General features: G+C 71.4%; 23 protein-coding genes and 1 riboswitch. Of the genes, 14 read left to right on the top strand and 9 right to left on the bottom strand.

From position 1 onward, the window contains the following. Positions 1–66: 66 nt before the first annotated feature. Both ACIPXC_RS18220 and ACIPXC_RS18215 read right to left on the bottom strand, forming a co-directional pair. On the bottom strand, positions 67–1317 hold the full coding sequence (locus tag ACIPXC_RS18220) for a spermidine/putrescine ABC transporter substrate-binding protein (protein ID WP_401618837.1): 1251 nt from the start codon (positions 1315–1317) through the stop codon (positions 67–69). Positions 1318–1364: 47 nt separating this feature from the next. Next, positions 1365–2879: a gamma-aminobutyraldehyde dehydrogenase gene (locus ACIPXC_RS18215; RefSeq protein ID WP_401618919.1), complete on the bottom strand. Its 1515-nt coding sequence runs from the start codon at positions 2877–2879 to the stop codon at positions 1365–1367. Positions 2880–3073: 194 nt separating this feature from the next. Between ACIPXC_RS18215 and ACIPXC_RS18210 the strand changes: the two genes are divergently transcribed. Next, positions 3074–3655: an NADAR family protein gene (locus ACIPXC_RS18210; protein WP_401618834.1), complete on the top strand. Its 582-nt coding sequence runs from the start codon at positions 3074–3076 to the stop codon at positions 3653–3655. Between the two features lie 476 nt (positions 3656–4131). After that, positions 4132–5760, top strand: coding sequence for a TROVE domain-containing protein (locus tag ACIPXC_RS18205; protein WP_401618832.1), 1629 nt, complete (start codon positions 4132–4134; stop codon positions 5758–5760). Here the strand turns inward: ACIPXC_RS18205 and ACIPXC_RS18200 are convergent. Then, a complete protein-coding gene (locus ACIPXC_RS18200; RefSeq protein WP_401618829.1) occupies positions 5745–6446 on the bottom strand; it encodes a DUF4190 domain-containing protein in 702 nt (233 codons plus the stop codon). The two genes, ACIPXC_RS18205 and ACIPXC_RS18200, sit on opposite strands and share 16 nt — an antisense overlap. A 111-nt stretch (positions 6447–6557) precedes the next feature. Here ACIPXC_RS18200 and ACIPXC_RS18195 point away from each other — a divergent pair, with 111 nt between their 5' ends. Together ACIPXC_RS18195 and ACIPXC_RS18190 are read left to right on the top strand one after the other, a co-directional pair. Continuing rightward, positions 6558–7583 (top strand): adenosine deaminase, encoded by a 1026-nt coding sequence (locus tag ACIPXC_RS18195; protein WP_401618827.1) that lies wholly within the window; start codon positions 6558–6560, stop codon positions 7581–7583. Between the two features lie 21 nt (positions 7584–7604). Continuing rightward, positions 7605–8294 carry a glycerophosphodiester phosphodiesterase gene (locus ACIPXC_RS18190; RefSeq protein WP_401618825.1) on the top strand — a complete coding sequence of 230 codons (690 nt, stop codon included), beginning with the start codon at positions 7605–7607 and terminating at the stop codon, positions 8292–8294. A 69-nt stretch (positions 8295–8363) separates the two neighbouring features. On the opposite strand, the gene ACIPXC_RS18185 is transcribed toward ACIPXC_RS18190, so the two are convergent. From ACIPXC_RS18185 to ACIPXC_RS18175, 3 genes are all read right to left on the bottom strand, one after another. After that, a complete protein-coding gene (locus ACIPXC_RS18185; protein WP_401618823.1) occupies positions 8364–8837 on the bottom strand; it encodes a hypothetical protein in 474 nt (157 codons plus the stop codon). 77 nt (positions 8838–8914) lie between these two features. Then, the gene (locus tag ACIPXC_RS18180) at positions 8915–10093 is read right to left on the bottom strand and encodes a spermidine/putrescine ABC transporter substrate-binding protein (protein WP_401618820.1); all 1179 of its coding nucleotides are present in this window, start codon (positions 10091–10093) and stop codon (positions 8915–8917) included. 93 nt (positions 10094–10186) lie between these two features. Beyond that, positions 10187–11626, bottom strand: coding sequence for a gamma-aminobutyraldehyde dehydrogenase (locus tag ACIPXC_RS18175; RefSeq protein WP_386463908.1), 1440 nt, complete (start codon positions 11624–11626; stop codon positions 10187–10189). Positions 11627–11795: 169 nt separating this feature from the next. On the opposite strand from ACIPXC_RS18175, the gene ACIPXC_RS18170 reads away from it, so the two are divergent. From ACIPXC_RS18170 to ACIPXC_RS18125, 10 genes are all read left to right on the top strand, one after another. Continuing rightward, positions 11796–12299, top strand: coding sequence for an Lrp/AsnC family transcriptional regulator (locus ACIPXC_RS18170; RefSeq protein WP_030651035.1), 504 nt, complete (start codon positions 11796–11798; stop codon positions 12297–12299). After that, complete coding sequence (locus ACIPXC_RS18165) at positions 12284–13663, top strand: aspartate aminotransferase family protein (RefSeq protein WP_392575351.1); 1380 nt, start codon at positions 12284–12286, stop codon at positions 13661–13663. The genes ACIPXC_RS18170 and ACIPXC_RS18165 overlap by 16 nt, the downstream gene beginning before the upstream one ends. Before the next feature lie 185 nt (positions 13664–13848). Next, positions 13849–14631 carry an ABC transporter ATP-binding protein gene (locus ACIPXC_RS18160; RefSeq protein WP_401618815.1) on the top strand — a complete coding sequence of 261 codons (783 nt, stop codon included), beginning with the start codon at positions 13849–13851 and terminating at the stop codon, positions 14629–14631. Next, positions 14613–15683, top strand: coding sequence for a hypothetical protein (locus tag ACIPXC_RS18155; RefSeq protein ID WP_401618812.1), 1071 nt, complete (start codon positions 14613–14615; stop codon positions 15681–15683). Before ACIPXC_RS18160 ends, ACIPXC_RS18155 begins: the two co-directional genes overlap by 19 nt. Positions 15684–15709: 26 nt before the next feature. After that, complete coding sequence (locus ACIPXC_RS18150) at positions 15710–16801, top strand: LOG family protein (protein ID WP_401618809.1); 1092 nt, start codon at positions 15710–15712, stop codon at positions 16799–16801. A gap of 80 nt (positions 16802–16881) precedes the next feature. Next, positions 16882–17787: a hypothetical protein gene (locus ACIPXC_RS18145; RefSeq protein WP_401618806.1), complete on the top strand. Its 906-nt coding sequence runs from the start codon at positions 16882–16884 to the stop codon at positions 17785–17787. A gap of 131 nt (positions 17788–17918) precedes the next feature. Then, complete coding sequence (locus ACIPXC_RS18140; protein WP_401618804.1) at positions 17919–18554, top strand: hypothetical protein; 636 nt, start codon at positions 17919–17921, stop codon at positions 18552–18554. A 135-nt stretch (positions 18555–18689) separates the two neighbouring features. Beyond that, positions 18690–18953: a ferredoxin gene (locus ACIPXC_RS18135; protein ID WP_401618801.1), complete on the top strand. Its 264-nt coding sequence runs from the start codon at positions 18690–18692 to the stop codon at positions 18951–18953. Next, entirely contained in the window at positions 18950–20353 is a 1404-nt protein-coding gene (locus ACIPXC_RS18130) for an NAD(P)/FAD-dependent oxidoreductase (RefSeq protein ID WP_401618798.1), read from the top strand. The genes ACIPXC_RS18135 and ACIPXC_RS18130 overlap by 4 nt, the downstream gene beginning before the upstream one ends. Before the next feature lie 39 nt (positions 20354–20392). Continuing rightward, positions 20393–21649: a cytochrome P450 gene (locus ACIPXC_RS18125; RefSeq protein ID WP_401618795.1), complete on the top strand. Its 1257-nt coding sequence runs from the start codon at positions 20393–20395 to the stop codon at positions 21647–21649. Here the strand turns inward: ACIPXC_RS18125 and ACIPXC_RS18120 are convergent. From ACIPXC_RS18120 to ACIPXC_RS18110, 3 genes are all read right to left on the bottom strand, one after another. Continuing rightward, positions 21646–22689, bottom strand: coding sequence for an ABC transporter ATP-binding protein (locus tag ACIPXC_RS18120; protein ID WP_401618792.1), 1044 nt, complete (start codon positions 22687–22689; stop codon positions 21646–21648). The genes ACIPXC_RS18125 and ACIPXC_RS18120 overlap by 4 nt on opposite strands. After that, a complete protein-coding gene (locus ACIPXC_RS18115) occupies positions 22689–24305 on the bottom strand; it encodes an ABC transporter permease (RefSeq protein ID WP_401618916.1) in 1617 nt (538 codons plus the stop codon). The genes ACIPXC_RS18120 and ACIPXC_RS18115 overlap by 1 nt, the downstream gene beginning before the upstream one ends. A gap of 113 nt (positions 24306–24418) precedes the next feature. Then, positions 24419–25519 (bottom strand): thiamine ABC transporter substrate binding subunit, encoded by a 1101-nt coding sequence (locus ACIPXC_RS18110; protein ID WP_401618789.1) that lies wholly within the window; start codon positions 25517–25519, stop codon positions 24419–24421. 85 nt (positions 25520–25604) lie between these two features. Then, a riboswitch (TPP riboswitch) is annotated at positions 25605–25714 on the bottom strand. Positions 25715–25717 lie beyond the last annotated feature (3 nt).

The following is a 25717-nucleotide window of genomic DNA, read 5'->3' as shown; positions in this document are numbered from 1 at the left end:
TGGGTGGGCGAAGAGGTCAAGGGGGGAAGGCCGCCGCGGGGTGGCCGCCGGCGCGTCGGGCCGGCGTCAGGCTCCGATGAGCTTGGCGAACTTCTCCTCGTACGCCGTCTCTTCCTCGCTGGTGAGGGAGCGGAAGGCGTGGGACTTGGCGGTCATCGCCTTGTCCGGGACGATCAGGGTGTTCTCCGCGAGCTCGGGATCGATCTTCCCGAGCTCCTCGCCCACGCCCTCGACGGGGCAGACGTAGCTGATGTAGGCGGCGAGCTGCGCGGCGACCGGGAGCTCGTAGTAGTAGTCGATGAGCCGTTCCGCGTTGGCCTTGTGCCGCGCCTTGGCGGGCACCAGCAGGTTGTCGCTGGAGGTGATGTAGCCGGCGGCGGGGATCGCGAACTTGATGTCCGGGTTGCCGGCCTGGAGCTGGATGATGTCGCCCGCCCAGGCGAGACAGGCGGCGAGGTCGCCCTTGTCGAGGTCGGAGGTGTAGTCGTTGCCCGTGAAACGCCGGATCTGGCGCTTGTCCACGCCCTTCTGGAGCCGGCCGATCGCCTCGTCGAAGTCGGCGTCCGTGAAGGAGGCGGGGTTCTTGCCCTGGTCGAGCATGGTCATGCCGACGCTGTCGCGCATCTCCGTCAGGAAGCCGACCCGGCCCTTGAGGGAGGGGTCGTCGAGCATCTGGGTGACGGAGTCGACCTTCCTGCCCTCCGTCGCCTTCTCGTTGTAGGCGATGACGGTGGATATGCCGGTCCAGGGGTAGCTGTACGCGCGGCCCGGGTCCCAGTCGGGGCTGCGGAACTGCGGGGAGAGGTTGGCGTAGGCGTGCGGCAGGTGCGAGGGGTCGAGCTTCTGTGCCCAGCCGAGGCGGATGATGCGCGCGGCGAGCCAGTCGGTGACGACGATCAGGTCGCGGCCGGTGTCCTGGCCGGCCGCGAGCTGCGGTTTGACCTTGCCGAAGAACTCGACGTTGTCGTTGATGTCCTCGGTGTACTTGACCTTGATCCCGGTCCGCTTGGTGAACTCCTCCAGCGTGGGACGGGACTTCTCGTCCTCACTGGTGTCCATGTACTCGGTCCAGTTGGAGAAGTTGATCTCCTTCTCCCGGTCCGAGTGGTCGTCGGAGGCCGCGGCCGTGCCGCCCTCCCGCTTGGCGGGAGGGATGCCGCACCCGGCGAGGGTGGACAGGCCTCCGAGGGTGAGCGCTCCGACTCCGGAGGCGCGCAGCAGCGAGCGGCGGGTGAGGGCGCCGCGCCCGCTGGTGAGGCTGCGCCGCATCGCGGCGAATTGCGCCGCGGAGAGGCGGCCGGGCTCGAACTGCTCCATGCGCTGTGGCCTTTCGGGAGGTGTACCGCTGGTCGGGCGGTGGTCGGCTATCTGTCCCCGAAGATCGTGCGGTGCCAGTCCTTCGCGGCCACCGCGGTGTTGTCGTACATCACGTGCTTGATCTGCGTGTACTCCTCGAAGGAGTAGGCGGACATGTCCTTCCCGAAGCCGCTCGCCTTGTAGCCCCCGTGGGGCATCTCGCTGATGATCGGGATGTGGTCGTTGACCCACACGCAGCCCGCCTTGATCTCGCGGGTGGCACGGTTCGCCCGGTAGAGGTCGCGGCTCCAGGCGGAGGCGGCGAGCCCGTACGGGGTGTCGTTGGCCAGCGCGATGCCCTCGTCGTCGCTGTCGAAGGGCAGCACCACGAGGACGGGGCCGAAGATCTCCGACTGGACCACCTCGCTGTCCTGGGCGGCGCCGCTGATCAGGGTGGGCCGGTAGTACGCCCCGTCGGCGAGTTCGCCGCCCGGGGCCTCGCCGCCGGTGACGACGGTGGCGTAGCCGCGGGCGCGCTCGACGAAGCCGGCGACACGGTCGCGCTGGGCGTGCGAGACCAGCGGGCCGAGGTCGGTGCCGGGCGCGAACGGGTCGCCGAGGCGGACGGTCTCCATCAGCGCGGCGACCCGGGCGACGAAGGCGTCGTGCAGGGGACGCTGTACGTAGGCGCGGGTCGCGGCGGTGCAGTCCTGGCCGGTGTTGATCAGGGAGGCGGCGACGGCGCCGTGCGCGGCGGCCTCCAGGTCGGCGTCGTCGAAAACGAGGAAGGGGGCCTTGCCGCCGAGCTCCAGGTGCAGGCGCTTGACGGTGGCGGTGGCGATCTCCGCGACCCGCCTGCCGACGGCGGTGGAGCCGGTGAAGGAGGTCATCACCACGTCGGGGTGGCCCACGAGGTGCTCCCCGGCGTCGCGGCCGGCGCCGGTGACGATGTTGATCACGCCGTCGGGCAGGCCCGCCTCCTTGGCCGCCTGGGCGAACATCAGGGAGGTCAGCGGGGTGAGCTCGGCGGGCTTGAGCACGATGGTGTTGCCCGCCGCGATCGCCGGGAGGATCTTCCAGGCGGCCATCTGGAGCGGGTAGTTCCAGGGGGCGATGGAGCCGACGACCCCGATGGCCTCACGGCGCACGTACGAGGTGTGGTCGCCCGAGTACTCGGCGGCGGCCTGCCCCTGCAGGTGCCGGGCCGCGCCCGCGAAGAAGGCGGTGTTGTCGATGGTGCCCGGTACGTCGAACTCCGTGGACAGCTTGATCGGCTTGCCGCACTGGAGCGACTCGGCGTACGCGAAGTCCTCGGCCTGCTCGGCCAGCACGGCGGCCAGCCGGTGCAGGGCGTCCGAACGCTCACCGGGGGTGGCACCGGACCAGGCGGGGAAGGCGCGCTGGGCGGCCGCGACGGCCTCGTCGACGTCCGCGGTGCCCGCCAGCTCGTAGGTCAGGACCTCCTCGCCGGTGGCCGGGTCGACCACGGTGTGTGACCGTCCGGAGGTTCCCGCCCGGAGCTGTCCGTCGATGTACTGCGCGCCCTCTGCGAAGCGGTCCTTGACCTGGAAGCGGTTGCCCATCACGCTCTCACGCTCTCCGTAGCTACAGTTCGAGCTACAGCTCGAATTGAGTGCCGATCCTGGCAGAGGTGATGCCCTCGGCCAAGTGATTCCGTTGTTGCCTTTTGATTACGCGACGGAATCGGTCGACCATATGTCGAGGCACGCCGAAAATCCCGTACGAAGTGTCAGTGGCGGGTGCCAGACTCGCATGCATGGAGATGATCGACGACCTGATCAAGCAGGTCAGCCGTGGTGAGCGGGTGAAGTACCTGCCGTTCTGGGGGCACCGGCCGCAGCCCGACGGCAGGCTCGGGCCGAGCTGCCTGAGCCAGTGGTGGCCCTCCGCCTTCACTGTCGGTGAGGTCCGTTATGCGACGGCCGAGCACTGGATGATGGCCGGGAAGGCCCGGCTGTTCGCCGACCCGGAGGCCGAGCGCGCCGCGGTGGCGGCGAAGAGCCCGGCCGAGGCGAAGAAGATCGGCCGGCTCGTGCGCGGCTTCGACGACGCGACGTGGGAGCGGGAGCGCTTCGCCCTGGTCGTGGAGGGCAGCGTGCACAAGTTCGGCTCGGACCCGGCGCTGCGGTCCTATCTGCTGGGCACCGGGGAGCGGGTGCTGGTGGAGGCGAGCCCGCTGGACCGGATCTGGGGCATCGGGCTGGCGGCCGACGACGAGCGTGCCCTGGACCCGGCGCGCTGGCGCGGGCTGAACCTGCTGGGCTTCGCCCTGATGGAGGCCCGGGAGCGACTGCGCGGCGGCGGCGCTGCCGACGACGACGGTCCGAGCCGGGCGTAATCGGCTGGCGGAGCCGGAGGAGGGCCGTCTACCGTGTTCCTCGTCCAGGTGCGAAGGCGAGACCTACTTCGATTCCTATTCGGGCGGCCGCGGGTTCGAGTCCCGTCACCGGCTTCGGGCCGGTGTAGCTCAGTTGGCAGAGCACCATGTGGTTTCGCCGGCCTTGTTCTCTGGACACCTACGTCACGCACCTCCCGGTGCGCAGGCTGCGGCTCCTTCTCTTGCAGAGAATCCCAGGCCGCCGCCACCTTGATCTCGGGAGGCCCGCGTGGGGGAAGCCCGGTGCGCAGGCGACGGTTACTTCTGGGAACCCGGAGGTCGTGGGTTCGAATCCCACCCGGCTCGTCACCCGCAGGGGAACGGGCCGGTGGAGCAGCCGGCAGCTCGCCGGGCATAAAAGTCCGCCGCCGACTTCCGATCTCGGGCCTCCCTCACGCAACGCCTCCCCCGCTTCCAACGAATTCGGGGGGATTCACATGGCTCGTTTCAACCTGCGTGTGCTCAAGTCCGCGCCCGCCGCGCCCACTTCGCCGGTTCGCTCCACCGGACGCGCCCGCACCGCCCAGGGCGGTCCGGGTCACCTGCGTGATCCACGCTCCGAACTCTTCCTGCTCGCCGTCGCCAACTTCGTGACGCAGCGCACCGCGTACGAGAGCGGTCAGGCGCGCGACGACCGCTTCGCCGCGCTCGTGCGCACCCTCGCCGTGCAGGATCCCGCGTGGACGGCCGGTCTGCTGGGCTGGCTGCGCCAGGAGGCGAACATGCGCACCGCCTCGCTCGTCGGCGCCGCGGAGTACGTGAGGGCCAGGCTCGACGCGGGCGCCACCGACACCGGCACCGGCACCGGCACCGGCACCGACGGACCGTCCAACCGACAGGTCGTGGACTCCGTACTGCGGCGCGCGGACGAGCCCGGTGAGCTGCTCGCCTACTGGACGGCCACGTACGGGCGGAACGTACCCAAGCCCGTCAAGCGCGGGATCGCCGACGCCGTGCGCCGGCTCTATTGCGGCACCTCGCTGCTGAAGTACGACACCGACTCCAAGGCCTACCGCTTCGGTGACGTCCTCAACCTCGTGCACGCCTCCCCCGACCCGGACCGGCCCTGGCAGGGCGAGCTGTTCCGCTACGCCCTGGACCGCAGGCACAACCCGCAGAGCGCGCAGGTCCCCGCGGGCAACCGCACCCTCGCGGCGCACCGGGCTCTGATGGAGCTGCCGGTCCCCGACCGGCGCGGTGTGGTGCTCGCCCCGGACGGCGCGGAGCGGCTCGCGGCGGCGGGCATGACCTGGGAGGCGCTGGCCGGCTGGCTGCAGGGGCCGCTGGACGCGGCCGCCTGGGAGGCGGTCATCCCGTCCATGGGGGCGATGGCGCTGCTGCGCAACCTGCGCAACTTCGACGAGGCCGGGATCTCGGACGCGGTGGCCGCACAGGTCGCGGCGAAGATCTCCGATCCGGAGGCCGTCGCCCGGTCCCGGCAGTTCCCCTTCCGCTACCTGGCCGCGTACCAGCACGCGCCCTCGCTGCGCTGGGCGTACCCGCTGGAGCGGGCGCTCGGCCACTCGCTGGCGAACGTACCGGCGCTGCCCGGCCGCACGCTGGTCCTCGTCGACCGCTCCGGATCGATGTGGTCCCCGCTGTCGGACCGCTCCCGGCTCAACCGGGCCGACGCCGCGGCCGTCTTCGGGGCGGCGCTGGCGCTGCGGGCGGAGCGGGCCGACCTCGTGCAGTTCGGCACAACCAGTGAGGCGGTCCCCCACGCCCGGGGCGAGTCCGTGCTGAAGGTGCTCGAACGGTTCGGGCACCTCGGGGGCACCTGCACGGCCCAGGCCGTGAAGAAGCACTACCGGGACCACGACCGGGTGTTGATCGTGACGGACGAGCAGGCCGCGCCCTACGGCCGCACCGGGGATCCGGCGGAGCTCGTGCCGTCCGAGGTGCCCGTGTACACCTGGAACCTGGCCGGCTACCGGGTGGGGCACGCACCCTCCGGCACCGCGCACCGGCACACCTTCGGCGGGCTCACGGACGCGGCGTTCCGGATGGTGTCGCTCATCGAGGCCGGCCGGAACGCCGACTGGCCATGGCTTCAGACTCGTTCGTGAAGCCGTGAGTCCGAATACGGGCTCTCGTAGCGCGGGCTGTCGTCCCATTCCCCGTCGAGGAACGGGGCGAACATGGCGACCAGCATCAACAGCCCCAGCACGATACCGATCGCGCCCAGGATGATGCCGGCCAGGGCCATCCCGCCGTTGTCGGCCTCGCCGCGGTTGGCCTTGCCCTTGCCCAGGGCGCCGAAGACGACGGCGCCGATTCCGAGGGCGACCGCTATGAAGCTGGTGATGCAGCCGACCACGGCGAGGATGCCGAGGACGAGCGAGGTGACGCCGAAGCCGTTGCTGGGCTGCCGCCCGTACGGCGGGTACGCGCCGGGGAACGGGTACCCCTGCTGGGCGGGGTACCCGGGGTACCCGGCATCGCCCGGATACCCGTAGCCGGGCTGCGCCGTCGGATAGCCGTACGCCGCGGAGGCCGGTCCGGGTACGGGCGTGGGCGGCGCGTGCGGCGCGGGCGTGGCGGCACCCGGCCCGCCGTCGGGCGCGGGCCCTGTCGGGGCGGCGGGAGTCGCCTGGTCGCCCGGCATGCCGGCGAGCGTCGGCTGGTCGTGCACGGACGCCGGACCCGCCACGCCCGGCGTGCCGCGCGTCGCCCCCTGTGTTTTGCCCAGGTCCACCGCCGGCCGCTCCGGCGGCGCCCACGGGTCCCGCGGCTCGGGACTGCTGTCGGTCATTACGGAGCCCCCCTCTCTCGTACAGCCATGCTAAGCGCTGCCACCGACCGTCACGGCCGTGCCTACGATGAGGCCGACCCACCCGCACCCCGTCATCCGGAGGCACTCCCCATGACCGACCTGCACCCCTTCATCGCGGGGCTGCCGAAGGCCGAACTCCACGTCCACCACGTCGGCTCCGCCTCCCCGCGCATCGTGGCCGAGCTCGCGGCCCGGCACCCCGACTCCAAGGTCCCCACGGACCCCGAGGCCCTCGCCGACTACTTCACCTTCACCGACTTCGCCCACTTCATCGAGGTCTACCTGTCGGTCGTCGACCTCGTCCGCACCCCCGAGGACGTGCGGCTGCTGACCTTCGAGGTCGCCCGTGACATGGCCCGGCAGAACATCCGCTACGCCGAGCTGACCATCACGCCGTACTCCTCCACCCGCCGCGGCATCGACGAGAAGGCCTTCATGGAGGCCATCGAGGACGCCCGCAAGGCCGCCGAGCAGGAACTCGGCGTCATCCTGCGCTGGTGCTTCGACATCCCCGGCGAGGCCGGGCTGGAGGCCGCCGCCGAGACCGCGCGGCTCGCCGTCGACCTGCGCCCCGAGGGCCTGGTCTCCTTCGGCCTGGGCGGACCCGAGATCGGCGTCCCGCGCCCGCAGTTCAAGCCGTACTTCGACGCCGCCCGGGCCGCCGGCCTGCGCAGCGTCCCGCACGCGGGCGAGACCACGGGTCCGGAGACCGTCTGGGACGCCATCCGCGAGCTGGGCGCCGAGCGCATCGGCCACGGCACGAGCTCCGTCCAGGACCCGGAGCTGCTCGCGTACCTCGCCGAACACCGCATCGCGCTGGAGGTCTGCCCGACCTCGAACATCGCCACCCGCGCGGTGACCGACCTCGACCGGCACCCGGTCAAGGAGATGGTCGCGGCGGGCGTGCTCGTCACCATCAACAGCGACGACCCACCGATGTTCGGCTCCGACCTCAACAACGAGTACGCGGTGGCCGCCCGCCTCCTCGACCTCGACGAGCGCGGGCTCGCCCGGCTCGCCAAGAACGCCGTCGAGGCCTCCTTCCTGGACCCGGACGGCAAGGCGAAGCTCAACGCGGAGATCGACACGTACACCGAGCAATGGCTCGCGCGCTGAAGTCCCCCCGAGAATGGGGCCATGCGCACCCTGACAGCCGTCGGCCACCGCGGCGATCCCTACCGTGTCCGTGAGAACACCCTGCCCTCGATCCGCTCCGCCTTCGCCCGCGGGGCGGACGCGGTCGAGGTCGACGTGCGGCTGACCCGTGACGGGGTGCCGGTCCTCCTGCACGACGAGTCGCTCCAGCGGCTGTGGAACCACGACGTGCGGCTCGACGAGGTCTCGGCCGCACAGCTCAAGGAGCTGACGCACGGCGCCGTTCCGACGTTGCGGGAGGCGCTGGTGACGGCCGGGGACGGCCGGCTGATGCTCGACCTCCCGGGTGCCACGCCCGAGGCGGTCCGCACCGTCGTGGGCCTGGTCCGGGAGTGCGGTGCCCGCGAGCGCACGTTCTACTGCGCGGGACCGGGCTCGATGCTGGCACTGCGCGCGGTCGACCCCGGCGCGGAGATCGCGCTGACCTGGACCACGCTGTCACCGCCCCGGCGGGTGCTGATCGACGCGGTGGCACCCCGCTGGCTCAACTACCGCTTCGGGCTGGTGAGCCGGGAGCTGGTGGACGCGCTGCACCGCGACGGCCTGCTGGTGTCGGCGTGGACCGCCGACACCAGGCGGACGATGAAGGGCCTCATCGCGGCGGGGGCCGACGCGATCACCACGAACCGGGTGGACGCGCTGACGGCCGTACGGGCCGAGTTCGGCCGGTGACACCCGCGCCGGGCCGTCCGGTCCGGCGGCTGCGCGGGGCCCGGGCCCCCGGCATCGTCATGGCGGCGTTCACGAAGCAGCGGCGGTCTCGGTCTCCAGCCGTTTGATCATGCGGCGCAGGATCAGCAGGGGGATCACCCCGAAGACGCCGAACGAGATGTCGATGACGCTCCACCAGAAGGGGATGCCGCGGATGGGGCCGCAGATCAGTGCCAGGGGGACCACCCCGGCGCAGGCGATCATGCCGGCTTCGACGATCCAGATGTTCCGGACGGGGTCGCGGTACACGCCGTAGAAGAAGACGGCTATCACGAGGTGGGCGAAGGCGAGCCAGTCGGTGCCGTACAGGAGGAAGGGGTATTCGGCATCGGCCCGGTCCAGCCCGTCGCCCACGCGTCGCAGCCATGCGTTGTCGATGAGGGCGTTGGACCAGCGGAGTTCGCTGACCAGCGGGAAGGCCGTGAGGCCGCTGAGTACCAGGCATACGACGAAGAGGATCAACCAGGCACGGATCCGCCGCTCAAGGGCGTTTCTCTCGCTCATGGAAGGAAGCCTACGCCGATTTCTGAACACGTTCAGCCAAATGACTGAACGTGTTCAATTCCGTGTCCGGGCCGTGATCAGAGGCCGACGACGGCGTTCCACCGTCTGGCGAGGGTCCGTCGCTCGGCCGAGGAGATGTCCCGGGCCACGGCGAGCCGCCGCCGCATGGCGTCGTCGGGGAAGATCAGCGGATTCCCGGCGAGTTCGGCGGTCTCCTTGTCGTCGGAGCCCGCCAGGACCTCCCGGGCGGCGGGGACGGGACAGACGTAGTTGACGGAGGCGGCGAGCTGCGCGGCCACCTCCGGGTCGTAGTAGTGGTCGACGAGGGCCTCGGCATTGGCCTTGTGCCGGGCCAGGTTGGGGACGAGCAGGCTCTCGGCCCACAGTTCGCCCCCTTCCTCGGGGACCACGAACTCGATGTCCGGGTTGTCGGCCTGGAGCTGGATGGCGTCACCGGAGTAGGCCTGGCAGGCGAGGACGTCGCCCTTGCTGAGATCGGAGGTGTAGTCGTTGCCGGTGAAGCGGCGGATGTGCTTCTTCCTCACCAGGCGCTCCACGTGGTCGCACACCCGGTGGAAGTCGGATTCGGTCCAGCGCGTGACGTCGACCCCGTTGCCCTGCATCAGCAGGGCGAAGGATTCGTCGAGCCCGGAGAAGAGCGTGACCCTGCCCGCCAGGTCGGGGTGCCACAGGTCCCGGACGGACCTGAGCTCCCGGCCCAGGGCCCTGCGGTTGTAGGCGATGCCGGTGATCCCGGACTGCCAGGGCACGGTGTGCAGCCGGCCCTCGTCGAAGGCGGGGGAACGCAGCTGCGGGTCGAGGTGGCCGGCGACGTTGGGCTGCGCGGAGCGGTCCATCTTCTGGGCCCAGCCCAGATGGACGAAGCGCGCGGCCATCCAGTCGCTGACCACGATCAGGTCCTGGCCGGTCTCCTGGCGGTTCATCAGGGCCGGGCTGACCTTGCCGAAGAACTCGTCGTTGTCGTTGATCTCCTCGGTGTAGCGGACCTCGATGCCGGTCCGCTCGGAGAAGGCCTCCAGCGTCGGGCGGCGCTCCTCGTCCTCCTCGTCGGTGTCGATGTAGAGCGGCCAGTTGGAGAAGGCGACGGTGCGGTCGCGGTCCGAACGGTCGGGGCCCACCCGGCCCTCCTCGGGGACGAAGGCGGGGGGAACGCCGCATCCGGCGAGGGCGGCCGACAGGCCCGCGGCACCGAGTCCGGCGAGCGCGGCACGGCGGGAGAAGGCGAGTTGAGGCATGGCCACAGCCTCGGCGAACGCAGAAGGGGCGGGCAATAGACATGTTGTCTACTGCCCGCCCCCTCGGAGCCCTGCGGTGATCGATGCGACCGATCAGCCGTCGAGCGAGGTCATCACGTGCTTGATGCGCGTGTAGTCCTCGAAGCCGTAGGCGGAGAGGTCCTTGCCGTAGCCGGACTTCTTGAAGCCGCCGTGCGGCATCTCGGCGACGAGCGGGATGTGGGTGTTGATCCACACACAGCCGAAGTCGAGGTTCTTGGACATCCGCATCGCGCGGCCGTGGTCCTTGGTCCAGACGGAGGAGGCGAGGGCGAACTCCACGCCGTTCGCGTACTCCAGGGCCTGGGACTCGTCCGTGAAGGACTGGACGGTGATGACGGGGCCGAAGACCTCGTTCTGGATGATCTCGTCGTCCTGCTTGAGGCCGGAGACCACGGTCGGGGCGTAGAAGTAGCCCTTCTCGCCGACCCGGTGGCCGCCCGCCTCGACCTTGGCGTGGGCGGGGAGCCGCTCGATGAAGCCCGCGACCTGCCCCAGCTGGTTGGGGTTGTTCAGCGGACCGTACAGCACGTCCTCGTCGTCCGGCGCGCCGGTCTTCGTGTCGGCGGCGGCCTTGGCGAGCGCGGCCACGAACTCGTCGTGGATCGACTCGTGCACGAGCACCCGGGTGGCGGCGGTGCAGTCCTGGCCCGCGTTGAAGTAGCCGGCGACCGCGATGTCCTCGACGGCCTTCGGGATGTCGGCGTCCTCGAAGACGACGACCGGGGCCTTGCCGCCGAGCTCCAGGTGGACGCGCTTGACGTCCTTCGAGGCGCTCTCGGCGACCTGCATGCCCGCGCGCACCGAGCCGGTGATGGAGGCCATCGCCGGGGTGGAGTGCTCGACCATGGCCTTGCCGGTCTCACGGTCGCCGCAGACGACGTTGAAGACGCCCTTGGGCAGGACCGAGTCGATGATCTCCGCCATCAGGACGGTGGAGGCCGGGGTGGTGTCGGAGGGCTTGAGCACGACGGTGTTGCCCGCCGCGATGGCCGGAGCGAACTTCCACACGGCCATCATCATGGGGTAGTTCCACGGCGCGACCTGGGCACAGACGCCGACCGGCTCGCGACGGATGATCGAGGTCATCCCGTCCATGTACTCACCGGCCGAGCGGCCTTCGAGCAGACGCGCGGCACCCGCGAAGAAGCGGATCTGGTCCACCATCGGCGGCAGCTCCTCGCTGGCCGTGAGGCCCAGCGGCTTGCCGGTGTTCTCCGACTCGGCGGCGACGAGTTCGTCCGCGCGCGCCTCGAAGGCGTCCGCGATCTTCAGCAGCGCCTTCTGGCGCTCGGCGGGGGTGGTGTCGCGCCAGCCCGGGAACGCGGCCGCGGCGGCGGCCATGGCGGCGTCGACATCGGCCTGGCCCGAGAGCGGGGCCGTCGCGTACACCTCGCCGGTGGCCGGGTTGACCACCTCGGTGGTGCGCCCGTCGGCGGCGTCCTTGAACTCCCCGCCGATGTAGTTGCGCAGACGACGCAGTTCGGTGGTCACTACAGCCACACTCCTGATCACATGTCCAACGATTGAGACGAATACCAAGCCTAGCCCCTCGGCAGAGGCTTTCGACAGGCCCGAAGGGCACCAACTACGAAATCAGTGAGATCCGAGTCGCCAGACAACGGATTTCATTGATTCCGTCTTGCGGAACAGACGACTCCTCGTGCACAGTGGGCTCGTGGTCAGTCGAAGCGCAGATTCCAGGAACAGACAACCGTCCCCTTCGGTCGATGCTGTGTCCCTGGCGATCATCGAGCAACTGCAGGAGGACGGTCGCCGTCCCTATGCATCGATCGGCAAGGCCGTCGGCCTGTCGGAGGCGGCTGTGCGCCAACGCGTGCAGAAGCTGCTCGACCAGGGCGTCATGCAGATCGTCGCCGTCACCGACCCGCTCACCGTGGGCCTGCGGCGTCAGGCCATGGTCGGCATCAACGTCGAGGGCGACCTCGACCCGGTGGCGGACGCACTGACCGCGATGGCCGAGTGCGAGTACGTGGTGATGACCGCCGGCTCCTTCGACCTGATGGTGGAGATCGTCTGCGAGGACGACGACCACCTGCTGGAAACGATCAACAAGAAGATCCGCACGCTCCCCGGCGTGCGATCTACCGAAAGCTTCGTTTACCTGAAGCTGAAGAAGCAGACCTACATGTGGGGAACCCGATAACCGTGACCCAGGACCTCTCCAAGACCGCGTACGACCACTTGTGGATGCACTTCACCCGCATGTCGTCCTACGAGAACTCCCCCGTCCCCACCATCGTCCGTGGTGAGGGCACCTACATCTTCGACGACAAGGGCAAGCGCTACCTCGACGGTCTCGCCGGCCTGTTCGTGGTCAACGCCGGTCACGGCCGCAAGGAGCTGGCCGAGGTCGCCTACAAGCAGGCGCAGGAGCTGGCCTTCTTCCCCGTCTGGTCCTACGCCCACCCGATGGCCGTGGAGCTCGCCGAGCGCCTGGCGAACTACGCCCCGGGCGACCTGAACAAGGTCTTCTTCACCACCGGCGGCGGCGAGGCCGTCGAGACCGCCTGGAAGCTCGCCAAGCAGTTCTACAAGCTGCAGGGCAAGCCCACGAAGTACAAGGTCATCTCGCGTGCGGTCGCCTACCACGGCACCCCGCAGGGCGCCCTGTCCATCACGGGCCTGCCCGCCCTCAAGGCTCCCTTCGAGCCGCTGGTGCCCGGCGCGCACAAGGTGCCGAACACCAACATCTACCGCGCCCCGATCTACGGCGACGACCCCGAGGCCTTCGGCCGCTGGTGCGCCGACCAGATCGAGCAGCAGATCCTCTTCGAGGGCGCCGACACCGTCGCCGCCGTCTTCCTGGAGCCCGTGCAGAACGCCGGTGGCTGCTTCCCGCCGCCGCCCGGCTACTTCCAGCGGGTCCGCGAGATCTGCGACGAGTACGACGTGCTCCTCGTCTCCGACGAGACGATCTGCGCCTTCGGCCGCCTCGGCACGATGTTCGCCTGTGACAAGTTCGGCTACGTGCCGGACATGATCACCTGCGCCAAGGGCATGACCTCGGGCTACTCCCCGATCGGCGCCTGCATCGTCTCGGACCGCATCGCGGAGCCCTTCTACAAGGGCGACAACACCTTCCTGCACGGCTACACCTTCGGCGGACACCCCGTGTCCTCCGCGGTGGCCCTGGCCAACCTCGACATCTTCGACAAGGAAGGCCTCAACCAGCACGTGCTGGACAACGAGAGCGCCTTCCTCCAGACGCTGCAGAAGCTCCACGACCTGCCGATCGTCGGCGACGTCCGCGGCAACGGCTACTTCTACGGCATCGAGCTCGTCAAGGACAAGGTCACCAAGGAGTCCTTCACGGACGAGGAGACCGAGCGCGTGCTCTACGGCTTCCTCTCCAAGGCGCTCTTCGAGAACGGCCTGTACTGCCGGGCCGACGACCGCGGTGACCCGGTCATCCAGCTCGCGCCGCCGCTGACCGCGGACCAGGGCACCTTCGACGAGATCGAGGGCATCCTGCGCACGGTGCTCACCGAGGCGTGGACCAAGCTGTGACCGGGCTGTAAATAGTCCGAGGCTGCAATCGTCCGAACATACGGCCCGGATCCTCCGTTCGAGTGAGAACGCGGGGGTCCGGGCCGTGTGCTGTCGGCATCCAAGCGGTTCATCTCTTTACATCTCAGTGCGGCGCCAGTGACCGGAAGGGCTCCGTTTCGTTCCCTCGGACGGAGGTGTACGCCATGGTGGCCCCACCGGAGAATGCCCCGCCGGACAACGACGTGCTCTGGGCGCGGTCCCTTCACTACGCCCACAGGGGGTCCCCCCGGACGAAGTCTGGGGGAGGTGCCCCCGCCCTCGTCGACGTCTCCCTCGGAGTCCGCCAGGGCGAGATCCTGGCCCTGACCGGGCCCCGCGGCAGCGGCAAGACCACTCTGCTCCGCTGCCTGTCCGGACAGCTGCGCCCCACCGAGGGCGAGGTCTGGTTCAACAGCGTCCCCGTGCACACGATGGGCGACCTCTCCCGCGAGAGGCTGCGCCGAGACCGCTTCGGCTGGATCGGCCCCGAACCGCAGCTGCTGCCCGAGCTGAAGGCCTGGGAGAACGCCGCACTGCCGCTGCTGCTCGCCGGCGCCTCCCACCGCACCGCCAAGCACGCAGCCTGCGAATGGCTCGACCGCCTCGACATCGGCTCCTTCGCCCGCAAGCGCCCCGCTGCCCTCACCCGCGCCGAGTGCCAGCGCGTCGCCCTGGCCCGGGCCCTGGTCACCGTCCCCTCGGTGATCTACGCCGACGAGCCCACGGCCCCGTTGCACCGGGCCGACCGGGCCCTGCTGCTGCGGACGCTGACCACCGCGGCCCGCTCCCACGAGATCACCGTGCTGCTGGCCACCGACGACGAGGACACCGCGGCCGTCGCGGACCGCCGCCTGACCCTGCTCGACGGCCGGCTCGCGGGGACCGGCGCCGCCTCCCCGCTCCCCGACACCCCGGAGGGCCAGGCCGCGTGCTCGCTCTCCGCCTAGGCCGCGGCTCCCGGCCCCTCGTCCAGATGCGGCGGCTGCTCGTCGCCGCCGCCTCGGCCGGGACCGGGTTCCTGCTGCTGTACGTACTCGCCGGAGCCGTGGCCCGGCCCGCCGGATCGTTCCCTCGCCTGCTGTGGGCGCTGGTCCCGCTGGCCGCGACGGTCCACTTCGCCGTCGCCGTCGCCCGCGCCGACCCCGCGACCCGCCCCCGCGAGGGGCTGGACGCCGCAGGGCTGGGACCCGTCCGCCTGGCCCTGGTCGCCGCGATCTCCACGGCCGTCGCCTGCACCCTGGGCAGCGCCCTGGCCCTGGCCGTCTTCCTCCACCTGCGCGGGGACCTCTCCGGTCTGCCGTTCGACGGCTCCGGCGCCCGGCTGCTCCACGCCGAGCAGCCGCTGCCCGTGGCGGCCGCCCTGACCCTGCTGGCGCTCGTACCGCTGACGGCGTCGGCCGCCACCGTCCTCGCGCTGCGGCCGCACCGGCCGCTGGCTCCGCAGGCCGCCCTGCCCTGGGGGATCGCGCTGACCGCCTGCGGGCTCGCCACCGAGGCCTACGCCGGCCGGGGCGGCGGGGTCCTCGCCGGCTGGACGCTGACCGCCGTCGGGCTCGCCCTCGCCGGACCGGGCCTGGCCTACGCCTGCGGGACCCTCGTACAGGCCGTACGTCCGGGCGCCCTGCGGCTGCTGGCCGGACGGTCCCTGCAGGAGCAGGCCTCCCGGATCGGGCCGTCGCTGGGCGTGCTGTGCTCCGTCGCCGCGGGGGCGCTGACCGCCCTGGCCCTGCGGGACCGGGGCGGGCTGCACGTACCGCTCGGTCCGCTGGCCTGGCCGGCCGCCGCCCTCGTGGCCCTGTGCGCCACCGCGACCCTTCTCACATCCGCGGTGGAGAGCCGCCGCACCGGGGCCGCCGGCCGCGAGGCGATGCGCGATCTGGCCGCTCCCGCAAAGGTCCTGCGTACGGCGGCGGGTCTGCGGGCCACCGCGCTCGTGGCCGTGTGCGTACCCCTCAGCTGGGGTGTGGCACAGCTGACGTCGCTGGCGCTGACCCGCTGAGGTGTCCAGCCCTTAGGGTGGGCCGAATGGTCAACGCAGACATCGAGATCGAGACGCTCGCCGAATTCGACCAGGTCGTGGCGCGCGGCTCGCTCAGCGGCTACCGGATCCAGTCGGTCAACCTGCTGGAGCGGACCTTCGCCCTGCTGGCCGCCGACACCTCGGCGGCCGTCTTCCTGGGCTGCGCGATGGAGCCGGACGCCTCGGCGAAGGTGCGAGCGGACGGCGCGCTGGTCCTCCCGCCCGTCCCCGACCTGCCCTTCAACCCGTACCGGGGGCGGCTCTACACGCCGGAGGAGCTCTTCGAGGGGCTGTCCGGCGGCTACGAGGCCACCCCGGACGCGGAGACGTACGCCTGGTTCCGGGAGACCGGGGCCGACCGCGACGTCTTCTCCTCGGTGCTGCGCTCCGTCCACGACGACGCGATCTCCGACGCCCTCGACGAGCACCTCGCCACAGCCCGCGTGGTGGGCGTGATGGGCGGCCACGCCCTGTCCCGGGACAGTGCGGACTACCGCCGTGCGGCGGAACTCGGCCGGGCCCTGACCCGGTCCGGGCTGACCGTGGCCACGGGCGGCGGCCCCGGTGCGATGGAGGCCGCCAACCTCGGCGCCCACCTGGCGCCCGCCCCCGACAAGGCCCTCGCCGGGGCCCTGGAACTGCTGGCCAAGGCCCCGTCCTTCGAGCCGTCGGTGTCCGACTGGGCGCGCGCGGCCTTCGCCGTACGGGACCGCTGGCCCGGCGGCGGTGACTCCGTGGGCATCCCCACCTGGTTCTACGGTCACGAACCGCCGAACGCCTTCGCCGCGCACATCGCCAAGTACTTCGCCAACGCCACCCGGGAGGACGTGCTCCTGGCCCGGTCCACCGCGGGCGTGGTGTTCCTGCCCGGCGCGGCCGGCACCGTCCAGGAGATATTCGACAACGCGACGCCCAACTACTACGGCTCCCGGGGCGAACTCGCGCCGATGGTCCTGGTCGGCCGCACCCACTGGACCGAGCACCTGCCGGCCTGGCCGCTGCTGCGGGCGCTGGCCCGGGGCCGGGCGATGGAGTCGCGGATCGCACTCGTCGACTCGGTGGACGAGGTCCCCGGCGCGCTCGCTTCGATGAGCTGAGCTCCGCAGGCAACTTCCGGGCCGATTCCCACGTCTGGCAGAGGTACCGCACAACCTGCCAGACGTGAACGGAGCCATCGGTGCTCATAGGCCTGCTGACCGCTGTCGCGGCGTCCATCTGCTACGGCACGGGATCCGTGCTGCAAGCCGTCGGATCGCGCCGCGCCGCCCGGATGTCCCCGGCGGCGGCGGGGGTGACCGCCCACGGCGGCCCCAACCTGTCGTCCACCGCGAAGGCGGCGATGACGTGGGAGTTCATCGTCGGCACGATCCTGGACTTCGTCGGCTTCGGGCTCGGTGCCCTGGCCGCCCGCCTCCTTCCGCTCTTCCTCTCCCAGACGGTCATCAGCGCCAACCTGGTGATCACGGCCGTGCTGAGCGTGAAGATGCTCGGCATCCGGCTGACCCGTAAGGAATGGGCCTCCATCGGTGTCGTCTGCACCGCGCTCGTCCTGCTGGCGACGGCGGCCGGCCACGAGGGAGGCCACCACGCGCCGATGTCCACGCACTGGTGGCTGCTGGGGATCACCGCGCTGCTGATGGTCGGCGGCACCGTGGCCGTGCGCCTCCTCGGCGGCGGGGCGGCGATCCTGGCGGGTCTGCTGTCCGGTCTGGGCTTCGGCGCGCTCGGCGTGGGCGTGCGGATCCTGAACGGCGTCGACCCGTTCGACCTCGGCACCCTGCTCACCGACCCGGCCCTCTACGCCATCCTGCTGGCCGGCTTCGGCGGCATGTACCTGCACACCGTCGCCCTGCAGATCGGCTCGGTGAACGGGGCCACCGCGGCCCTCGTCGTCGGCGAGACGGTGCTCCCCGGCGCGATCGGTGTGCTCTGGCTCGGCGACGCGTCGCGCCCGGGCCTGGCCTGGCTGGCGGTCGTCGGTTTCGTCATGGCGGTGACCGGCGCCGTGGCGGTCGCCTGGTACGGCAAGCACGAGGGCGCGGAGGAGGAGGCACCCGCGCCGGTACCGGAGCCGGTCGGCTGACGGCCCGGCCGGGCGGGAACGGGGGGCGGGGACGCGGGAGGGTCCCCGGCCCCCTCACCCGGTCGGCCGTCCCCCGCTGGTGACGCGGCGACCGCTGTCGCTTGCTGGACCGGGGGAGAGAGCGAGGGCCCATGGAGCCCAGAACCGATCGGCTGAAGACACCCCGCGCCGCCGGTATGGCCGGAGTCGCCTTCGCGCTGCTGCTCGGTGCGGCGATCGTCCTGATACGGATCTCCGTTCCGGCCGGTGGCGCAGCCGACGCGACCATCGACCAGAACCGCCGGTGGGCGGTCCGGCTGGCCCTGGAGATCGTGCCGTTCGCCGGGATCTTCTTCCTCTGGTTCATGGGCGCCCTGCGCGCGCACACCGGCGAGGCCGAGGACCGGTTCATCGCCACCGTGTTCCTCGGCAGCGGCTTCGTCTTCGTGGCCACGCTGTTCGCCGCGGCCGCGGCGGCCGGCACCGTGCTGAACGAGGAGTCGCCCTCCGACTTCGGGCGTCACTACGCCTACACACTCCTCGCGACGTACGCGATGCGCATGGCCGCGGTCTTCGTCCTCACGACCTCGATGATCGGGCGGACGCTCGGCGTCTTCCCGCGGCCGCTGGCCATGCTGGGCACCGTCGTCGGCCTGATCCTGATCCTGGTGGGCGCCGGCGTGCCCTGGTCCGAGCTGCTGTTCCCGGCATGGGCCCTGGTGATCAGCCTCTACATCCTGCGGGTCCGGCGCAGGGCGGTGCGCACGGACCGCCCAGGCCCGCCCTGAACCACTCCTGACCTGGTGGTCCGTGCTCCGGCAGGCGGCCTCCGGGCAGCGCGCGCATGCTGGTGGACAGGGGAGGAACCGGGGGTACCCGGGGGGCGACGGGGATCAACAGCCGAGGGAAAGGGCAGATCCGCCATGAGGCTTGTCGTCGACCTCAACCGCTGCCAGGGATACGCCCAGTGCGCCTTCCTCGCTCCCGACGTCTTCGCCATGCACGGCGACGAGTCGCTCCTCTACAACCCCGAGCCGGCCGCCGAGCAGCGCGAGAACGTCGTCCGTGCCGTGGCCGCCTGCCCCGTCGGCGCGATCCTCCTCGAACTCTCCGACGAGGACATGGCGGACGCTGTGTCCCAGGGCGCCACGGCCGGGGCCGGGGCCGGTTCCGGAGGCACCCGGTGACCGCTGAACGCACCCGCGACGGGGCCCTGGAGCAGCTCAAGCGCGAAGGTCGCATCGTCGTCGTCGGTGCTTCCCTCGCGGGTCTGCGGGCCGCCGAGACCATGCGCGACAAGGGGTTCACCGGTTCGCTGACGATGATCGGCGACGAGCCCTACGAGCCCTACGACCGGCCCCCGCTGTCCAAGCAGGTCCTCCTCGGCAACGCGGTGGCGGACCACACGGCGCTCCCCCGCCGCCGGGCGATCGACGCCGACTGGCGCCTCGGGGTCCCCGCGACGGGCCTGGACATGGCGGCCCGCACGGTCCGGCTCGGTGACGGCGAGGAGGTCGGGTACGACCGGCTGCTGATCGCCACCGGCACCCGCGCCCGGCCCTGGCCCAACCCGGAGGAGGCCGAGCTCGAAGGGGTCTTCGTGCTGCGCACCCGCGACGACGGCGAAGGACTGCAACGCGCCCTCGCCGCCGGTCCCCGCCGGGTGCTCGTCATCGGAGCCGGGTTCACCGGGTCCGAGATCGCCTCCGCCTGCCGGGAACGCGGCCTGAACGTGACCGTCGCCGAACGGGGCGAGGCCCCGCTGGTCGGCGCGCTCGGCGCGGTGATCGGCCGGGTCGCGGCCGAGATGCACCGGGAGCACGAGGTCGACCTGCGCACCGGCGTCATGGTCACCGCCCTGGAGGGCGATCCGGCCGGCCGGGTCCGTGCCGCCCACCTCTCCGACGGCTCCAGCGTGGAGGCCGACGTGGTGGTCGTCTCCCTCGGCGCGCAGCGCAACACCGAGTGGCTCGCCGGCTCCGGACTGGGTGCGGGGCCCCGCGGGATCGCCTGCGACGCGGGCTGCCGGGCCTTCGACGTCCGGGGCATCGTCACCGACGACATCTTCGTGGCGGGTGACGTGGCCCGCTCCCCGCACGCCCTGTTCGGCTACCAGTTCCTGTCCCTGGAGCACTGGGGCAACGCCGTCGCGCAGGCCGACACCGCGGCGCACAACATGCTCAGCGAGAGCGCGGACCGCCGCCCCCACCTGTGGGTGCCGGCCTTCTGGTCCTCGCAGTTCGGGGTGAACATCAAGTCCGTCGGTGTGCCGCCGATGGGGACCGAGATCCTCGTCACGCAGGGCTCGCTGTCCGAGCGCCGGTTCGCGGCCGTCTACGGCTACCAGGGACGGGTGATCGCGGCGGTGACCTTCGACAACTGCCGCTGGCTGCCGTTCTACGAGCACCAGATCGAGAGCACCGCGCCCTTCCCGCCGCCGTACTCCACGGTGGACCGCAGGCCGGAGGGGATCAAGCCCGTGCCGGCGGACTTCCCCGACCCCTCGGTGCCGACCCACGGGCCGACCATCACCCTCAGCGGCTACTCGCCGGCCGACCGGAAGATGACCTTCACCCCCGGGCGCTGACCGCGCCGCGACCGCCCCCGAGGATCACGAGGACCCGTCATGACTCAAGCGCTCCTGCGGGAGATCATCGACTACGCGAACCGGGCCAATCCGTACCCGCTGTACGAGGAGCTCCGCAAGACCCCGGTGTCCCACGACGGGACCGGCCCGTACGTCGTGAGCACGTACTACGAGATCCACAGCCTGCTGCACGACCCCCGGATCAGCTCCGACTCGCGCAACCTGAAGGCGACCGGCGACGATCCGCTGGGCGAGTCGGCCGGCGACGAGGGGACGGCCCTGCCGGCCTCGTTCCTCAAGCTGGACCCGCCGGACCACGACCGTCTGCGGCGCATGACGAACCGGCCGTTCGGGCCGCCGCACGCCCCGCACCGGGTGTACGACATGCGCGACGAGCTCCACGGACTCGTCAACGGGCTCATCGACGGCATCGCCACCTCCGGCGACCTCGACCGCGTCGACCTCGTCGACCAGTTCGCGTACCCGTTCCCGGTCACGGTGATCTGCCGGCTGCTCGGGGTGCCCCACGAGGACGAGCCGCGCTTCCACGTCTGGGCGGAGGCCCTCGCCGCCAGCCTGGACCCCGACCCGGACCAGGACCCCACCCAGCGCGGAAGGGGCGCCACGGACGCCCGCATGGAGCTGGGCATGTACCTGGCCGGGCTGATCGAGGAACGGCGCAAGAACCCCGGTGACGACATGCTGTCCCAGCTGGCCACCGCGGACGGCCCGGACGGGGCGATGACCACGATGGAGGCGCTCAGCACCTCCGCGCTGCTGCTGATCGCGGGCCACGAGACCACGGTCAACCTCATCACCAACGGCATGCTGACCCTGCTGCGCCACCCGGACGTCCTGCAGCGGCTGCGGGAGGAGCCCGGCCTGTCCGTCCCGATCGTGGAGGAGCTGCTGCGCTACGAGCCGCCCGTGCAGCTGCTGCCGCAGCGCACCACGCTGTCCGACATCGAGGTCGCGGGGGTCACCATCCCCAAGGGCGCCTCCCTGTGGCTGGTCCTGGCCTCCGGGAACCGTGACCCGAAGCGGTTCGAGAACCCGGACCGCTTCGACCCGGACCGCAAGGACATCCAGCACCTCGGGCTCGGCAGCGGCATCCACAGCTGCTTCGGCGCGCCGCTGGCCCGGCTGGAGGCTCAGCTCGCGCTGAGCGAGCTGGCCCGCCGGCTGGTGAACCCGCGACTGCTTCAGGACCCGCCGCCGTACCGTCAGAACGCGGTGCTGCGCGGCCCCCGGCACCTGCCGATCGCCTGCGACGGCGTACTGCCGAAGGCTGCCTAAGGACACTCCTGCGGCGGCAGGACCACGACCTCGGCGGGGGTGAAGGTCACGGCGACGTCGTCGCCGACGGCCGGAGCCCCCGCCAGGCCGCACTCGGCCTCCAGTACCGGGCCGCTCTCCGGCCGCAGAATCAGGGCGACGTGCGTGCCGCGGAAGGTCCGGGACACCACCTCGCACCGCAGGCCGGCCTCGTGGAGCACCACTCCCGCCGGGCGGACCAGCAGCCGCTGCTTCCCCTCGGCGGAACCGGCGGGGACCGGGATCCTGCCCCAGGCGGTCGCGGCGACCGCGCCCGCCACGGTCGCCGGGACCACGTTCTCGAAGCCGAGGAAGCGCGCCACGAACTCCGAGGCGGGCCGCTGCCACACCTCCAGCGGGGTCCCGGCCTGCGCGATCCGGCCGTCCCGCATCACCACGACCCGGTCGGCCAGCGCGAAGGCCTCACCCTGGTCGTGCGTGACGGCCAGGACGGTGGTCCCCAGCCGCGAGAACAGCCCCCGCAGTTCGACGACGAGCCGCTCCCGCAGCCCGCGGTCCAGCTGTCCGAGCGGTTCGTCGAGCATCAGCAGCCGCGGCGACGGCGCCAGTGCCCGGGCCAGCGCCACCCGCTGCTGCTCACCCCCGGACAGGGAGGCGACGGCGCGGCCCTGCGCACCGGGGAGCCCGACCAGTTCGAGGAGCTCGGCGACCCGGTCGGCGTACGATCGGCTCCCCCGGCCGCGGCCGCCACCGCGCATCCGGAGTCCGAAGGAGACGTTCGCGCCGACGTCACGGTGCGGGAAGAGCTGGTGGTCCTGGAACATCAGGCCCACGCCCCGCCGGTGCACGGGGACGGCGGCCTGGTCGGCCCCGTCCAGGAGCACCCGTCCTGCGGACACCTGCTGGAGCCCTGCGACGACCCGCAGCAGTGTGGACTTGCCGCTGCCGCTCGGACCCAGGACGCAGACGGTCTCGTGCTCGGCCACCGCCAGGTCCACGGAGTCGACGACCGCGCGCTCGCCGAAGCGGACCGACACCCCTTCCAGCTGAAGCAGCGTCATCAGAACTCCCCGGAGGTCTTGTCGGGTCGCAGTCGCTCCAGCAGCAGCAGGGACACCGCGCACACCAGCATCAGGATCGTGCTCAGGGCCATCGCCTGCCCGTAGTTCAGCTCGCCGGCCCGCCCCAGCAGCCGCGCCACGGCCACCGGCAGGGTCGGCCGGTCGGGCCGCGCGATGAAGACGGTCGCGCCGAACTCGCCCAGCGAAACGGCGAAGGCGAACCCGGCCGCGATCAGCAGCGCCCGCCGCACCAACGGCAGGTCCACCTCCCGCCAGGCGCGCAGCGGTGACGCGCCGAGCACGGCGGCGGCCTCGCGCAGCCGCCCGTCCACCGCGCGCAGGACCGGCAGCATGGTCCGTACGACGAAGGGCACGCCCACCAGGGCCTGGGCCAGCGGCACCAGGATCCACGAGGTCCGCAGGTCCAGCGGCGGCTCGTCCAGGGTGATCAGGAAGCCGAAACCGACCGTCACGGCGGACACGCCCAGCGGGAGCATCAGCATCGCGTCGAAGCCGCGGACGAAGCGGCCCCCGCGCCGGGTCAGCGCCGCGGCCGCGAGTCCCCCGATGAACAGGGCGATCGCGGTGGCGGCGAGCGCGTACTGCAGGGAGTTCCAGATCGCCTCGACCGGTGGCACCAGGAAGGTCCCGCCGCCGGCGCCGGTGTCCTGCAGGGCCCGGTAGAAGCCGAGGCCGTAGCCGCCGGGGGCGTCGAAGGACCGCTCGACGAGCACGGCCAGCGGCGCCACGATCAGCAGCCCGACGGTGAGCAGCACCGCGCCCAGCAGGGTGCGCTGCGCCCAGCCGCGCGGCCGGTGGGCGGTGCGGCCCGGGTCGACCAGGCGCAGCGCGGTCTCGCGCCGGCGCACGGTCCAGGCGTGCAGGGCGAGGATCGCGCCGATCGCGGCGAACTGCACCATCGTCAGCACGGCGGCCGTCGACAGGTCCAAAAGCTGCGCGGTCTGCCGGTAGACCTCCACCTCCAGGGTGGAGTAGGCCGGTCCGCCCAGGATCAGGACAACGCCGAAGGAGCTGAAGGTGAAGAGGAACACCATCAGGGAGGCCGCGGCCACCGCCGGGGCCAGGGCGGGCAGCGTCACCCGCCGCCAGGCGGCGAACCGGTCGGCGCCCAGCACCCGCGCGGCTTCCTCCTGGCGCGGGTCGAGCTGGGCCCACAGCCCGCCGACCGTGCGGACGATGACGGCGTAGTTGAAGAAGACGTGGGCCAGCAGGATCGCCCAGACGGTGGTGTCGAGGCGGATGCCCGCCGTTTCGTCCAGCAGTCCGCCGCGCCCGAGCAGGGCGAGGAAGGCGGTGCCCACGACGACGGTCGGGAGCACGAAGGGGACGGTCACGACCGCCCGCAGCAGCTGCTTGCCGGGGAACTCGAAGCGCGCGAAGACGTACGCGCCGGGGAGTGCGATCAGCAGGGTGAGCACGGTGGAGGCGAGCGCCTGCCAGGTGGTGAACCACAGCACGTCGGCGATGTCGGGCCGGGCCAGGACCTCACCGAACCGGCCGAACTGCCAGCCGGTGTCGGTCTTGAGGCCGCGGCCGACGATCGCGGTGACGGGGTAGGCGAAGAACAGCCCGAAGAAGGCCAGGGGGACGGCCATCAGGGCGAGGCGGACGGCGGTGGCGCGCCCGCTCTCGCCCTGTCCGGGTGTCCGCCCCGGTCCGGGGACCGGGGCGGCGTCGTGCGGCGCCGCGCCCGGGTCCTTCGTACCGCTTACTTCACGACGAGCGCGGTCCATGCCTTGACCCACTGCTCACGGTTCTCGGCGATGGTCTCCGGAGCGACGTTCTCGGGCTTCTCGACCACCACACCGTGCTGGGTGAACAGCTCCGGCAGCGCGGCGTCCTTGACCACGGGGTTCACGAACATCTGGAGCGGCATGTCCTCCTGGAACTTCTTGCTGATCATGAAGTCCACGAGGGCCTTGCCGCCCTCCTCGTTCTTCGCGCCCTTCAGCAGGCCCGCGAACTCGACCTGGCGGAAGCAGGTGCCGGTGGAGACGCCCGTGGGGGCCTCGGCCGGCTGCGGCTCGCCGTAGAGGACCTCGACCGGCGGGCTGGAGGCGTAGGAGACGACCAGCGGGCGGTCGCCCTTGGCCTTCTTGCCGCCCGCGGAGCCGGAGAACCGCTCGTTGTAGGCCTGCTCCCAGCCGTCGACGACCTCGACGCCGTTGGCCTTCAGCTTGGTCCAGTAGTCCTTCCACCCCTCCTCGCCGTACTTGCCGACGGAGGCGAGCATGAAGCCGAGGCCGGGAGAGGAGGTCGCGGCGTTCTCGACGACCAGCAGGTTCTTGTACTCGGGCTTGACCAGGTCGTCCAGCGTCTGCGGCGGGGCGATCTTCTTGTCGGCGAAGTAGGCCTTGTCGTAGTTGACGCAGATGTCGCCGGAGTCGACCGGGGTGACCCGGTGCTCCTTGTCGAGCACGTACTCGGGCTTCACCCCGCCCAGGCCCTTGGCCTCGTAGGGGGTGAAGATGCCGTTGTCGAGGGCGCGCGAGAGCAGGGTGTTGTCCACGCCGAAGAAGACGTCGCCGCGCGGGGAGCCCTTGGTGAGGATCTCCTGGTTCAGGGCGGCGCCCGCGTCACCGGACTTCAGCACCTTGACGGTGTAGCCGCTCTGCTGCTCGAACTCCTTGAGGACCGCTTCGGTCACGTTGAAGGAGTCGTGGGAGACGAGCGTGACGGTCTTGGACTTCGGGGCGTCGCTCGTGCCGGCGGGCTTGTCCTTGGCGTCGCCGCCGCCACAGGCGCTGAGCGTGGTGACGCCCAGCGCGGCCGCGAGCGCGGCGCCCGCGATCTTCCTGGTGGTGCTCACTGGTGAATTCCTCCTGGGATGACCAGGAGAAGACGCGGCCCTGACCGGCGCTCTGTGCGAGCGGACGCCGGGCAGGGCGCAACAGCTTGAGTGGTGACCGAACTTCCTACCCCGAATGACCGGGGCGAGGTTCAGAGGGTCTGCGGATGACGGATACCGCACTCTCAGCGCTGTGGCGCTCCCCTGTCGGAATATGCA

Origin of the sequence: Streptomyces sp. NPDC090021 (assembly GCF_044748225.1) — a bacterium.
GTDB lineage: Bacteria > Actinomycetota > Actinomycetes > Streptomycetales > Streptomycetaceae > Streptomyces.
Note: the sequence above shows the minus strand (reverse complement) of the source record. Positions and strands in the feature narration are given on the sequence as shown.